At 69.3% G+C, this 12,936-nt stretch carries 16 protein-coding genes; 11 read left to right on the plus strand and 5 right to left on the minus strand.

Annotated features, from left to right (window positions below; all coding sequences use genetic code 11):
* From ACFRKB_RS32130 to ACFRKB_RS32160, 7 genes are all read left to right on the plus strand, one after another.
* Nucleotides 1–1,596, plus strand: coding sequence for an ATP-binding protein (locus ACFRKB_RS32130; protein ID WP_383110139.1), 1,596 nt, complete (start codon nt 1–3; stop codon nt 1,594–1,596).
* Nucleotides 1,596–3,341 carry a type IV secretory system conjugative DNA transfer family protein gene (locus ACFRKB_RS32135; RefSeq protein WP_383110140.1) on the plus strand — a complete coding sequence of 582 codons (1,746 nt, stop codon included), beginning with the start codon at nt 1,596–1,598 and terminating at the stop codon, nt 3,339–3,341. The genes ACFRKB_RS32130 and ACFRKB_RS32135 overlap by 1 nt, the downstream gene beginning before the upstream one ends.
* A complete protein-coding gene (locus ACFRKB_RS32140) occupies nt 3,331–3,915 on the plus strand; it encodes a DUF4913 domain-containing protein (protein WP_383110141.1) in 585 nt (194 codons plus the stop codon). Before ACFRKB_RS32135 ends, ACFRKB_RS32140 begins: the two co-directional genes overlap by 11 nt.
* Before the next feature lie 83 nt (nt 3,916–3,998).
* A complete protein-coding gene (locus tag ACFRKB_RS32145; protein ID WP_383110142.1) occupies nt 3,999–4,385 on the plus strand; it encodes a hypothetical protein in 387 nt (128 codons plus the stop codon).
* Between the two features lie 231 nt (nt 4,386–4,616).
* On the plus strand, nt 4,617–5,561 hold the full coding sequence (locus ACFRKB_RS32150; RefSeq protein ID WP_383110143.1) for a hypothetical protein: 945 nt from the start codon (nt 4,617–4,619) through the stop codon (nt 5,559–5,561).
* Between the two features lie 328 nt (nt 5,562–5,889).
* Nucleotides 5,890–6,399 (plus strand): hypothetical protein, encoded by a 510-nt coding sequence (locus ACFRKB_RS32155; protein WP_383110144.1) that lies wholly within the window; start codon nt 5,890–5,892, stop codon nt 6,397–6,399.
* A 374-nt stretch (nt 6,400–6,773) separates the two neighbouring features.
* Nucleotides 6,774–7,673, plus strand: coding sequence for a hypothetical protein (locus ACFRKB_RS32160; protein WP_383110145.1), 900 nt, complete (start codon nt 6,774–6,776; stop codon nt 7,671–7,673).
* 139 nt (nt 7,674–7,812) lie between these two features.
* Here the strand turns inward: ACFRKB_RS32160 and ACFRKB_RS32165 are convergent, their stop codons facing one another.
* Nucleotides 7,813–7,983, minus strand: a complete 171-nt coding sequence (locus ACFRKB_RS32165) for a hypothetical protein (RefSeq protein WP_383110146.1) — start codon at nt 7,981–7,983, stop codon at nt 7,813–7,815.
* A 217-nt stretch (nt 7,984–8,200) separates the two neighbouring features.
* Here ACFRKB_RS32165 and ACFRKB_RS32170 point away from each other — a divergent pair, with 217 nt between their 5' ends.
* Nucleotides 8,201–8,680, plus strand: a complete 480-nt coding sequence (locus ACFRKB_RS32170) for a hypothetical protein (RefSeq protein WP_383110147.1) — start codon at nt 8,201–8,203, stop codon at nt 8,678–8,680.
* A gap of 9 nt (nt 8,681–8,689) precedes the next feature.
* Here the strand turns inward: ACFRKB_RS32170 and ACFRKB_RS32175 are convergent, their stop codons facing one another.
* The 4 genes from ACFRKB_RS32175 to ACFRKB_RS32190 form a co-directional block, all read right to left on the minus strand.
* Nucleotides 8,690–9,088: a hypothetical protein gene (locus ACFRKB_RS32175; RefSeq protein ID WP_383110148.1), complete on the minus strand. Its 399-nt coding sequence runs from the start codon at nt 9,086–9,088 to the stop codon at nt 8,690–8,692.
* A 170-nt stretch (nt 9,089–9,258) separates the two neighbouring features.
* Nucleotides 9,259–9,846, minus strand: coding sequence for a hypothetical protein (locus tag ACFRKB_RS32180; RefSeq protein WP_383110149.1), 588 nt, complete (start codon nt 9,844–9,846; stop codon nt 9,259–9,261).
* 131 nt (nt 9,847–9,977) lie between these two features.
* Nucleotides 9,978–10,172 (minus strand): hypothetical protein, encoded by a 195-nt coding sequence (locus ACFRKB_RS32185; protein WP_383110150.1) that lies wholly within the window; start codon nt 10,170–10,172, stop codon nt 9,978–9,980.
* A gap of 212 nt (nt 10,173–10,384) precedes the next feature.
* Entirely contained in the window at nt 10,385–10,660 is a 276-nt protein-coding gene (locus ACFRKB_RS32190; protein ID WP_383110151.1) for a hypothetical protein, read from the minus strand.
* Between the two features lie 265 nt (nt 10,661–10,925).
* On the opposite strand from ACFRKB_RS32190, the gene ACFRKB_RS32195 reads away from it, so the two are divergent.
* From ACFRKB_RS32195 to ACFRKB_RS32205, 3 genes are read left to right on the plus strand one after another with little or no spacing between them, the layout of a single operon-like run.
* Nucleotides 10,926–11,495, plus strand: coding sequence for a hypothetical protein (locus ACFRKB_RS32195; protein ID WP_383110152.1), 570 nt, complete (start codon nt 10,926–10,928; stop codon nt 11,493–11,495).
* 18 nt (nt 11,496–11,513) lie between these two features.
* Nucleotides 11,514–11,990 (plus strand): hypothetical protein, encoded by a 477-nt coding sequence (locus ACFRKB_RS32200; protein ID WP_383110153.1) that lies wholly within the window; start codon nt 11,514–11,516, stop codon nt 11,988–11,990.
* Entirely contained in the window at nt 11,990–12,925 is a 936-nt protein-coding gene (locus ACFRKB_RS32205) for a recombinase family protein (RefSeq protein ID WP_383110154.1), read from the plus strand. Before ACFRKB_RS32200 ends, ACFRKB_RS32205 begins: the two co-directional genes overlap by 1 nt.
* The last annotated feature ends 11 nt before the right edge of the window (nt 12,926–12,936 follow it).

The raw sequence follows: 12,936 nt of genomic DNA on the forward strand, positions 1-12,936 counted from the left end.
ATGGCGCGCAATCCGAAACCGCCGGCGGTGACCACGCCCAAACGCATGGTCCCTGTGGCCGAGCAGGCCCCGAGCCGTGAGGAGCGGCAGGCCGAGCGGAAGCGGAAGAGCCGCTTCGCGCCCCGGCTGGGATGGGGCGGACGGTTCGGCGGCCGGGTACCGGTCGAGGACACGGGCACCGTCTACACCGGCCCGACCGGTCAGGCCGGCAGCATCTACCCCTTCCTCCTCGGCAGCGGCCTGCCGCCGCGCGGGGTGCCCGTCGGGCGGGACGTGCTCACCGGCGAGTTGGTGTGCATCGACCCGTCCGGCTGGACCGGCAAGCTGACGACCAACCCCGGTGTGTGGGTCATGAGTCAGCCCGGCGCGGGCAAGTCCGCGCTGGTCAAGCGCGTGTGCCTGGTCTACTCGGCGTACGGGCACATGGTCTGCGTCCCCGGTGACGTCAAGGGTGAGTACAGCACGCTGATCGCCGAACTCGGCGGGTCCGTGGTGCGGATCGGCGACGGTATTGGCCGCCTGAATCCGCTGGACTCCGGCCCGCTCAAGGGGCGCGTCCACTCGCTGCCCGTCGACCGCCGTGAAGCCCTGCTCGATGTCCTCAACGGCCGCAGGCTGGAGACACTTGTCGCGCTGCTGTCCACGAAGCACGGGCTGGGCAGGGCCCCGGACGAGATCGAGCGCAGCGCGCTGGACACCGCCGTCCAGGTCGCCTCCGCCGCCCAGGAGTCGGGCAGCGACCCCGTCGTCTCCGACGTCGTCCACGTGCTGCGGGCGGCTCCCGAGGCGTTGCGGACGAAGCTGGCCGCCGAGGGCGAGCGGTACCAGGACCTGACCCGCTCGGTCATCGCCGGACTGGACAACCTGATCGGCGGCCCGCTGCGGGGGCTTTTTGACGGCCCGACCACCACGCCGCTGGACATCAACGCCCCCGCGGTCAGCGTCGACATCTCCGCGCTGCGGGCGCGCGGCAACGACGTCGTCAGCGCGGGCATGATCGCGACGTGGGCCTACACCTACAGTGCGATCGACAGCGCCCGCAGCATCGGGCTGATGGACCGTTCGCTCGTGCTGCCGATGGACGAGATGTGGCGGGCCCTGCGCTCCGGACCGGGCCTCGTGGACGCAATGGATGCGATCTCCCGCCTCAACCGCACCACGAACGACGTCACGATCTACGTCACGCACTCCCTGCTCGACGTCGAGGCCCTGCCCACCGAGACCGACCGGGCCAAGGCCCGGGGCCTGATGGACCGGTGCGACACCTGGGTGATCGGCGCGTCCTCGGAGGAGGAACTGCGGCGGGTGACCGGCAAGCGGTCCCTCACGGAGCAGGAACGCATGATGATCGGCTCATGGTCGTCGGCGACGTCCACCGGGCTCGACATCGCCCCGGTCCACGACGGCGACAGCACCAGGCCCCTGGAAGAGGAAGGCGCCCGGCACCCGGGCCGCGGAAAGTACCTCATCAAGATCGGGACCAGGCCCGGCATCGCGGCCGCGCTGGACCTGACCGCGACCGAGCTGCGGCTGTACCGCACGGACACCAACCAACGCCGGACGACCACGACGACCACCGCGGGGGGTGGCAGCTGATGATGACGGAGAACGACCGGGCATGGGCGGCCGGAGGCATCCTCCTCGGAGGAGTGGCCACGCTGTCCGTTTCGACATGGGCCGGGGCAGCGGCCGGCGCGTGGGTCACCGGTGAGGATGTCGCCCCCTTCCCTCTGTCCCTGGTGGGCGCCTTCCAGATGGCCACCGAATGGTCGACGGTATGGCCGCACTCCCAGACTGCTTCCACCGTCGGCGCCGGACTGCTCGACGTGGCCGTAGTCATCCTCGTGGTGTGGGGCCTGCGGGTGTCCTTCCGCTGGTTCCGTAACCCCAGCGACCTGGCGACGCTGTACCAGGTGCGCGAGCTGACGCCGCAGCACGCCGCCCGGACCGCGACCCGTCTGCGCGCCTCGTTGAAGGACACCAAGCCCAAGGACGTCCCGGCCCGGGACAGGGGCGTGCTCCTCGGCGACCACATGCCCTCCGGCGTTGAGCTGCGCGGCTCCGACGAGGACACCTACGTCGCCATCATGGCGCCGCGCGCCGGTAAGTCCACGGCCCTGGCCATCCCGGTCGCCGAAGAGGCCCCGGGCCCCTTGCTGATGACCAGCAACAAGGCCGACGTCTACGCCGCGACGCGCGGGAGCCGCGCACAGATCGGCACGACCTTCCTGTTCGACACCCAGGGCGTGGCCCAGGCCGAGCGGGACGTGTGGATCGACCTGGTCGCCCAGGCCGAGACGCTGGAGGGCGCCGAACGCCTGGCCAGCCACTTCGTCAACCAGATCACCAGCGAGCAGGCCGATCCCTTCTGGTCCCAGGCCGCCGGAGACCTCCTCACCGGCCTCTACCGAGCCGCGTGGTGGGAAGGCGCCACCGTCCGCGAGGTCATGAAGTGGCTCTCCGACCCGAAGGAAAAGGCCCCGCTCCGCGTCCTCTACCAGCACGAACCCGTTCTCGCCGAACAGGTCGACTCCTCGATCAACATCGCCGAGGAGACGCAGTCGGGCATCTATCAGAACGCCCGTACGGCCATGTCCGCGCTGCGCGACGAGAAGGTGCTCGCGTGGGTCACCCCGGACAAGCACCGCGCCCGCTTCGACCCCGAGACCTTCGCCACAAGCAAGGACACGCTGTACCTGCTGAGCAAGAAGGGCGGCCCGTCCTCCGCGCTCGTCGCCGCAGTCGCCGACGCGGTCTTCACCGCCGGCACCGAGGCGGGGGAGCGGGCGGGCGGGCGCCTGCCCGAGCCGATGCGCGCCGTCCTGGACGAGGCCGCCAACATCTGCAAGATCGCGGACTTGCCCGACCTCTACAGCCACCTGGGATCTCGCGGGATCACGCCGTTCGTGATCCTCCAGAGCTACCGCCAGGGCGTACGGGCGTGGGGCGAGGTCGGCATGGACTCGATGTGGTCGGCGGCCACCAAGAAGGTGATCGGTGTCGGGATCGACGACGCGAAGTTCGCGCAGGACATCAGCAGCCTGACCGGCGCGCACTTCGTGGAGCGCGGCTCGTACTCCAAGAGCAAGGACGGCCACAGCCGTAGCTGGTCCGAGCAGCGCGAGCAGGTGCTCGACCCCGCCGAGATCCGCGCCATGAAGAAGGGGACGGCGCTGCTGATGGCCACCGGCATGCCCGTCGCCCAGATCGGCCTTCGCCCCTGGTACGAGGAGAAGCTGATGGCCCACATCGGCCCGCAGATGAAGGCCGAGGAGCACGCCATCACCAAGCGGGCCGTCGCCGCGTACGAGGAGCGGAAGGCGGCGCGCAGTGAGCGATGAGCCGGACGAGGCCCCGGAGTTGAACGTGCCGGTCGGCATGTTCGAGGACATCGAAGACCTCAAGGCCCAGCTCGCGCAGCTGACGACCCTGGTCAAGACCCTCACCGGTGGCGACGACGCCGGTCAGGGTGAGGCCTCCGCCGACGACGAGGCGGCGGCCGACGAGGAAGCCGAGGAGGAGGACGAGTGGCAGTACCCGCCGTTCATCCTGCTGCTCGACCCCCCAGCGTACGACGACGAGTTGAGGGCCCTGATCGAGTGGGTCGAGGGCGTGCTCGTGCCCGGCTACCTCGCGGAGCCGTCGGCCGACGCCCGCTGGTGTCACCTGTGGTTCGAGCACACCGTGGCCATCGCCCGCCTGCACGCCGTGTGGCTGGCGTGGCAAGAGCTGACGGACCCGGCTTCCTGCGGCTACACCGGCCCGTCGACGTGGCACCGAGACCACCTTGACCCCGCCCTGCGGGAACTGCGCGGCTCCACCGGCCCGTTCGCGGGCTGCACCAAGGGCGAGCATCAGATCGACCACCGCATGCCCGCTCTGGTGCCCAGCGCCTGGAGTCTCGAACAGGGCTGACCCCCGTCGAGGAGACTTCGCTCGTTGGAGTGGTCCGCCCCTTCGCCGTGTTGTCCCGCCGCCGGCGCGTCGTTGGGGAGGGCATGCGTAAGATCATTTGCCTGGGCGTGGCTCTTTCCGTGCCGCTAGTCATGACGACCGCAGGGAACGCCGCCGCAGACAGCAGCGCCTGCACTCACCATTTCTCCGGCCCGCAGGTCTGTATCCGGCTGGAGGGGACCAACGGCTGGAACTCTGTCACCGGGATCTGGACGAACCCGCCGAAGCGGGTCAAGACCAATGCGGTGACGTTGTTCTGGAACGGCGAGCGCTACAGAACTGCGACGGCCAGGCGAGTGGGCCAGAGCCTGAGCTACACCTGGAAGCACATGGAGACCGGCACCAACACCAAGCTCTGCGTCCGGTTCGCGGCGAGCAGCCGCACGGCGTGCGAGAAGACCAGGTATGCCGGGATCCAGGGCAGTCGCTGACTCCTAGGGGCGAGAAAGCATGAAGGGCGGGCATACCCAGGGGATGCCCGCCCTTCACGGCTCGGGGGTTGGACTACAGCGTCGGCTTCGTGGACCAGACCCGCACGGAGCGAGACCAGCCCGCCACCACCACCGAACCGACCCGCCGGGCCCTTGCGCTGGCTACCGCTTCTGGCACCCCCAGAAAAGATGTCATAATCCTTGTGACACCTTTTTCTGAAGGAGGCATTCGTGACCACGCCGTTCCGCGACATCCCGGCCGACGCCACCCGCATCCGCATCCGCCGGCCCGAACCGTGGGGAGACCTGCTCTACCTGAGCGCGGACGACGTCGCCGCTTACGCGCCTGATGTCGACCCCGCCCGGGGGCAGGCGATCGAATCCGCCACGGGTCCGCAGCTCCTCCACACCGACAGTCGGTTCGACGTGGGCGGGACGGACGTGTCCGCGTGGTCGGATGGACTGCTCGTAGGGGTGTCCACCCACGCCCCGCACAGCCTGCGCATGAACCAGGACTGGGAGTCCTCCGGCCGGCGGCCTCGCCGCCTCGCCGCCGTCGGGCCGCTCCTCGTCCGGATCCTGCGAGCGGAGAACCTCGCCGATCTGGATCCCGACGACTGGTGGATGACCTGGCTGGACGCCCGCGACTGGACCGAGCAGCCCGGCACGCAGGTCGCGCGGGTGGACCGGGCCCTTGCCGCGGACGTCTCCGCCTGGCGCACCCTCAGCACCATTCGGCACCGCATCACCCGCGCCGACGGCACCACGGCCGAGCTGTTCGAAGCCCGCTCGGAGACCGGCTACCGGGACGCCGACCCGTTCCGCACCAACACACAGGCCGGACACGGCATGCCACTGGTCATCCGGCACAGTTACCACGCCACCGAGACGCTCGCGCTGGAGGTGCTGGAAATGTGGCGTGCGGAGCAGGCCGGACATCCGCCCCTGGTCACCCGTGCGGAGGCCGCCGCTCTGTGCGGCACCACCCCGCAGGCGTTCGCCCAGGCCATCAGTCGGGCGACCCGCAACCGCCTTACGCCGGGCACTCTGCCTCATCCGAAGACGCTGGCGATGCTCAGTGGCGGGCACTGGCTCGACCCCCGCCGCTGCATCCTCTGGTGGGAATCCCGTCCCGGCCACGGGCCGGGACGCGGCCACAAGACCCCCCATCGGTGAGGTCCTCGTGCGCGATCTGGAGGCAGGCTCTGGCCGGGGGCGGCCGAGTTCGGGGCGAAGGACGCCGTCCTGCTCCTGACCGTGCTCCCCATCCGGGTCAGGGTTCCGAGAGTTTTGAGAGACCTCTACGCGTGCGAAGAGACGTACGAGACATGCGACACCACGACAGCGCCCCGCGTGGCCGAAGCGGAAAAAAGCCGAATAAGCGCGAGTACAGGTCAACCTGCCTACAACGAGAGTGATTTGTGACGATTTATCGGCGGTAGCAGGAGGTATAGGCAGGGCGGGTGTCCGCCCCGACTGCCACCACGACCCGTCAGGAGGAATCGTGTTCCACGACACCGGAACCGATCTCGTACAAGAGGCCGCTCACCTCGCCCGCGCCGTCGCGGCCGGCCGCGCCACCCACGAAGACGCCGAACAGCTCGTCGCCCTTGGGGCCACGCTCGCCCACCGGACGAGCGACACGTGGTCTGCCCGCCAGCAGTACCACCCTGACCGGGACGCCCCCGCAGCCATCAACCTGATGAACGGTGTGGGCAACCTGGCCGTCGTGTCCACCGCAGGCGAGATCCGCGGCGCGCTGGGAGAGCGGCTGGGGATGCCCCCGCTCGACTACCTCACCAGCCTCGGCCTCGCCACGCTCCCAGCCTGGCCGCTGCCCGACGACGACGCCGTGGAGGTCGTCGTCTACCGCCGCAGCGGCACGGGTTTCGGCCGCCTCTGGACTGCGATCGCCAACGGCGACGACACCGAAATCGACCGTGCCATCGCCAAGGCGGCCCACTTCGCTGTCCACGGTCCGAGCGAGTTCTGGGCTAGGGGCCTCGGCGACTAGCAGCCGGCCGAGAGGGCGTGCCCCCATCACGCCTCATCGGCTCGCACACCGACACGCCCGTCTCCGCAGGTCGCCACTCGCCCCGAGGGCATCGGTCGCACGCCTCGCACCCGTCGCACATGTAGCTCCTGGCCGCCGTCGCAAAGGAAGAAGCCACGCCCCTGCGGTTCGGGGCGTGGCTGTGTGGCGAGAACGAGAGTCGTTTGTCGACGACTGCGACCTTATCTGGGGGGCCAGGCCGTTTTCGCTGGTCAGCGCCCCGGGGAGCAGTAAGCCACGTAAGGTACGTCACTCGGTTGGTCCGGGACGTGTTGACTGGATTCGTGACTTACAGCGCTAGCCCCGTAAAACGTCCACGGCGGACGAAGGCACAGATGGAGGCCCTGCGTACCGAGCTGTACGCGCTCGTCCGCGACGCGCAGCCCTGCACGGTGCGGCACGTCTACTACCTCGGGCTGGGTCGGCTGTGGGAGAAGGACACCGGGAAGTCGCGTCGAAACTACTCGGTGCCGGTCCGCGAGCTTGGGCACATGCGCGAGCACGGCCAGCTGCCGTGGGAGTGGATCACCGACGGGACCCGGTTGGTCCGGCAGGACATGCAGTACGACTCGATGCTGGAGGCCCTGGAGCGCACCGCCGAGACCTACCGGCGCAACCTCTGGGCTTCCCAGTCCCGCCGTGTCGAGGTCTGGTGCGAATCGGACTCGATCTCGGGCGTGCTGCATCCGGTGACCACGAAGTGGGGCGTCGGCTTGTACTCGTGCCGGGGACAGTCGTCGAAGACGTTCGTCTACGAGGCCGTCCGGCAGAACCAGGCGCACGGGAAGCCGCTGACCGTCCTGTACGCCGGCGACTGGGACCCGAGTGGACGCTCGGTACCTCGCTCCGTCGTGGAGCGGATCGAGCGGTACGGGAACAACGGGATCAACCTGGACTTCCAGCAGATCGCAGTGACGGCCGACGACGTGCGACGCGGGCGCCTGGTCTCGCACGAGGCCAACACCGCGGACAGCAACTTCAAGCGCTTCCGGGAGGAGTGCCTGCGCGAGGGGCTGGACCCGCATGAGGCGGTCGAGGTCGAGGCCCTGACCCCTGGAACCCTGAGGAACCGCCTGGACGCCGCGATCGAGCACCAAGTGCGCGACGTACATCAGTGGAACGTCCTGGCCCGCGCTGAGCAGCACGACCGGAGCATGCTCCTCGGCGTCCAGGAAGCCCTCGCAGCCCACTTCCAGCAGCAGGACCCTGACAACCCACGTGACGAACTTGCCTGACGAACCCCCAGATATCTGTAAGGCACGTATCAATCAGGGGCCGTTGCCTTACGTGCCTTACACCTTCTGAGCACCCCAGATAATCGGGAGCGTCTCTTCTCAGCGAACCCAGCCGCTGTCTCAGCGTAGATCCCCCCGGTCACCAGTCGTCGTCGTCTTCGTCGTCGTCTCTCGCGAGCTGCTCGGCTTCCTCGTGGAGTCCGACCGAGCCCAGCATCTCCGCCAGCTCATCAACATCGCCGCCCATCAAGTCGGTCAGATCGTCCAGGGCGGCTGGGGGCAGCAGTTCGCGCTGCTTAGGGGAATCCATGGCCAAGCTGTCCCATGCCACCCACCGTGGGCAAACCTTCGGTAACCCGACTGAGTTCGTTGAGATAGCGACTGGGATCGCTGGGAACGGACAGGGAGCCACTTCGTATGCCGAGCCCGTGATCAATGTCCATGAGTTTGGGAGGCACCCAGAGATCTGTTCCAGGCCGAGAGCCGCGTGGCCGCATCCCGCCCGCATGTGCTGCGTTGGTCATGCCATGGGGAAGAAGAAGCGAGAGCAAGGGCGGCTGAGGTGCGGGCGCTGCAAGCTGAAGGCCCCGCGCGATCTGGGATCCAAGGCCGCCGAGAGCTGGAACGGCAAGTGGATCAAAGGCGAGTTGACCCTGGTCCTATGTCCGGATTGCCAGACACCGGAAGAGTTCACGGAAGCGGAGGTCAACGCCGCTGAACTGCGTGTCGGCGCCGAAGGCGGCGGCCTGTTCGTGGCTGATCCCGTGATCTGTACGACCGGCGGTTCCGTGAGCGAGGGCGACATCCTGTATGGCCACGACCACCTGAGCCGGATCGTTCTGACCGGCCGAGACGCGAGCATCCAGTTGGCCAGGAACCTGCCGGATGGGACGCGGTGCGTGGCGACCGTAGGCGGCGTGATGATCTACCTGCCCAGCCAGACCCTTAGCCCCATGCCCCGCCGTCCAATCGACGACGGGGGCGAAAACGGTCCTACTCGCACGTGAGCACGACTGTCACCTCGGTGCCGTCCCGGTGTTCTCGTCGTTTCGGACGATGCCACCTGGCACGTGCGGGTCGAACCGGCCGACGCGCATAGCCTCGATGCACTCAAGGACACGGCCGAAGGACGTCAGCCCGTACGTGATGTATCGCGTAGGCGAGTCCCCCAGCACGCTTTCACGCTCGATGGGAACGCCGCCCATGATTGCCCAGTACGTGTCACGCACCTCGTGCTCGGGGTGAGCCCCGATCCACGCCATCTCGACGTCCGACGCGAACTCGTTGGCGGACGTGCAGGTGTACTGGTCCCATGCCTCGACGGGCTTGGTCGGGTCGAGCGCGGCGATCGTGCGTACCTGCTCGATGCAGCGCTCGTAGATGCGGGACAGCTCGGCGTTCAGATCTTGGCTCATCAGGGTTCTCCCTCCCCGCGCCGGGCCATCCGGCGACTGGTGAGCCCTGCCCCAGGTCACGGTGGAACAGTCGCATCACCTCATATGCGATCCAGTGGACCGAGGGAGGCGGAAACGGTCGAAGGCGGCCTCGCCGGTGTGGGCGGGGCCGCCTTCGAGGGGCGTGGGCGTCAGGGGGTGGGCGGTTCAGCCTTTGCGTAGGCCGCGGTGACGTCCGTTCCGGTTCCGGCGAACTGGTACTTCTCCCAGGCGGACTGACGAGCGACACCGAGCGCGTCGGCGACCTTCTGCCAGGAATCGCCCTGGCGTCGGGCCCGGCCCACCGCGACCACCCGCTGCGGCTCGATTTTCCCTTCCAGGTCGCGCAGCGCGCCGAGGGCGGCGAGCGGGCGGTCCTCGGCGAGAGCGAAGAGCCGGAGAAGCAGGTCGCTGATCTCCTCTTCCACGTCGCGCGGCGGCACGGCGACGGTGGCGGCAGCGATGTGCTGCTCCCAGTCCTCCTCCACCGTGGCGGCGGTGACCGACGGGTCCGAGTCGAGCGGGCGGGTTGGTCCGTGCCAGACACACTGGCACTCGGCACGCAGCGCGGCCGGGCCGCCGGCACGCAGCGGGTGGGTGACCGAGCCGGTCTCGGTCCAGGCGTCCCACTCCTGCCACCGGTGCCCGTTCCAGATCCGTCCGTCCGGTGCCCCGGTGTCGTCCAGGGCGCGGGCCAGGCCCTCGTGCTCGCGGCGTCCGTCAAGGTCGTGGTCCCACATGGCGCTTCCTCCTGCATCGGCAAAGGTGGAGTGTCAGGTTAGCCTGACACTCCACCTTTCGTCAGGCTAACCTGACAACTCGCCCCGGAGGTGCCCGCATCCAATAAGGCCAGGGGGGCGGAATCGGTCCCCTATGCGGGATCGACCCAGACCTCGAAGTCGAGTCCACCGATCTCCAACTGAAACCCGATCTCGCCCGCAGGCGCTTGCAGTGCGGCGACATGGCTGACGAGGGAGTGCGACGCCAGGAGGTTCACGATCAGGTCGCGCACGCCTTCACAGCTCGGTCCCTTCGTCGGTGTGATCCCCAGGTCCATGGCATCCATCCTGTCTCCACTCGCTCGTCTCCTGGGCCGTTCAACGGCGGCCGGGACCGCGGGTTAGGGGGCCCGTACACCCGGTCGCCCGCGATCCATTCTGTTGGGGGAGGCGGAATCGGTCCTCCCCGAACCCGTCTCGTGGCGTCATAGGTGGTCGGTTAGGGGTACCTGCGGTCGCCCGCGAACCGGCGCGGACCCCGAAGGGCCCGCCCGGAACTTCATTCGTCCGGATCGGCCATGACCGCCAGTCGTACGGGCCGCCCCAGCTCGGTCGTCAGGAGGTTTTCGACCGTTCCCACCTCCGCATCGAGGGTGGGCCGGTCCTGGGCTGGGATTGCGACCAGGACCGTGTCGCACACGATCGCTAGGGGTGTGGCGCGCTGGGCAACCGCGCGGACTGCGTCATTCGGGATCCCCGGGACGACCCGGTTCCACAACTCGGTCAGGCCGGATTCCTGGGCGGCCTGATCTTCACTTCCGTCTACCTTCACCATGACGTCGACGCTAGCGGGCGGAGAAGTGTGCTTGGTCGTATTCCATGAACGAGAGGGTCGCCCCTGATCCAATGCGCTAATGGGGGCGTAAACGGTCGTTTAAGCCCCCTCTGGCCGATCCAATGCGCCGAGTCGCCCGCAGGGGTGAAAAACCGGACATTCCGGGGCGGATATCCAATGGAATCCATTCCATACTTGCGCCTCCCCTTTTCGCCCCCCTAGGGTGGTGAACGGACGCCGACGTCACCCCGCTCTAGGAGCCCGCGTGCCTCACCTGGACGACCACCGCACCGACCCCGCTCTCGTGGACAGCCCGCTGCGCCCGGACCAGGTGCGAGCGGGCCTGGCCCATCACGAGGCCGCTCACGCGGTCGTCGCCGCCGTGCTCGACGTCCCGTGCACCCGTATCCGCGTGATGCGGGTCGTGCGGGAGGCCGGCACCGGGTGGACCGGGGCCACCTCCTACGAGGACGCGCCCGTCTCCGCGTACGGCCTGGCCCTGATCGCCGCCGCCGGGGAGCACGGCGAGCTGCACCACCTCCAGGCCGCCGGGCTGCTGACCGAGGCCACCGCCCGCACCGCCTGCGCCGTCCACGACCGGGACACCGCGATCAGCGCCGCCGCCGCACTCGGCTTCACCATCACCGTGGATGGCCCGGCGCCCGCCGACCCCGACCGGGGGGCGACCTGGTCGGAGGTGAGCGAGGAGGCCCGCGGCCTGGTCTCCGAGCAGTGGCCAGCCATCCGTGCCGTGGCCGCCGCGCTCCTGACGGCCCCCGACTTCACCCTCACTGGCGACGACGTCGCCGCCATCATCACCGCACACCTGCACTGACCTCAGAAGGAGAACCCTGTGAGCACACCCGAGCACGAGCGATGGACCGGCCTGACCGTGCGGCGCCCCGACGACGTCCGCAGCGAGGCCGGCGGCCCCGTCCCGCTGATGTGGCAGATGGAAAAGTTCACCGAGCACAACGACCGGCTGATGAACCGGCGCCTCCCGGCGGATTTCCCGTACGAGGTCGACCGCGGCGACGTCGACGACTCGCTCGCGGCCCTCGCCCTGGGTGCGTCCATGCGCCGGGACATCGAGCGCCAGCACGCCAGCCGGGTGCGCGAAGCCGTCGAGCTGGGGGCCACCTGGGACCAAGTCGCCGCCGCCCTGGACATCACCGACGACGAGGCTCGCGACCTGCTGCGCAGGTATGCCGACGGCCAGCGCCAGCTGTGGCTCGGGTACGAGGCCGAGGGCAGGAAGCCCATCGGGATGGACGCCGACGAGTATGCCGCCGTCCGTGCCCTGGCCGCCGACGTGGAGGTGCCCGAGTGATGGACCGCCTGTACCTGCGGCACTCGACGGACTCGCAGACCGACGCCCGGCAGCGGCACGCCCTGGCGGCGCTGCTCGCCGCCGGCGCCCCGGCCTACGAGGACCCGGCGACGTCCAGCCGCGTCCTGTCGCTGTACCGCACCGGCTTCAAGCAGCTGCTCGACGAGGCGGCCGTCGGCGACACGATCCGCATCGCGGACGCCGCGAGGCTGTTCCGGTCGGTGGCGGACATCATCGCCCTCCGGCCGGTGCTCATCCGGCGCGGCCTGCACCTGCGGGTGGAGTCGGGGCTGCTGTCCGGGATCGACCTCGCCTCGGACGACCCGGGCACCAAGATGATGGTCTCCGTGCTCGCGGCCGTGCTGGAGTTCCAGCGCGACATGATCTCGGAGAACACCAAGGAGGGCGTTGCCGCAGCCGAAGCCTCCGGCAAGACGCTCGGGCGTCCGGCCGCGCTCGACGAGGGCGAGGCGACCGAGCTGGTGGAGGCGCACCGCGAGGGGGTCGCTGTGAAGGCCCTCGCCCGGCAGTACGGGATCGCGCCCAAGACCGTCCGCCGGGTTCTCGACGCCGCCGGGGCCCGCGACGTGCCCGACGACCTGTCGGAGCTGCTTGACGGCGACGTCCAGACGGTGGCCGCCGACCCGGTCGCGGTAGTCGACGTGCCCGGCCTGGTTGCCGAGCGCCTGCTCGACGTCGCCGACGACGCGGTCCGCCAGGCGCTCGCCGCCGGGCAGACGATCCGCCGGGGCCAGGGCTACTCGCTCCGGGTGGCCGCACCGCTCGGTGTGCACCGGGCGGCCCTAGAGGCGTGCGCCGTACTCGCCGCCGACGGGGCGTCCCCGGCGGGGCGGAAGGCGTACCGGGTGTACGCCGAACGCGTCGAAGCAGCCCAGCAGCTCGGGGATGATCGCTGGGACGGCCTGTCAGCGTAGGCGCTGACCGG

Source organism: Streptomyces scopuliridis, assembly GCF_042790125.1.
Taxonomy (GTDB): Bacteria; Actinomycetota; Actinomycetes; order Streptomycetales; family Streptomycetaceae; genus Streptomyces; species Streptomyces scopuliridis_A.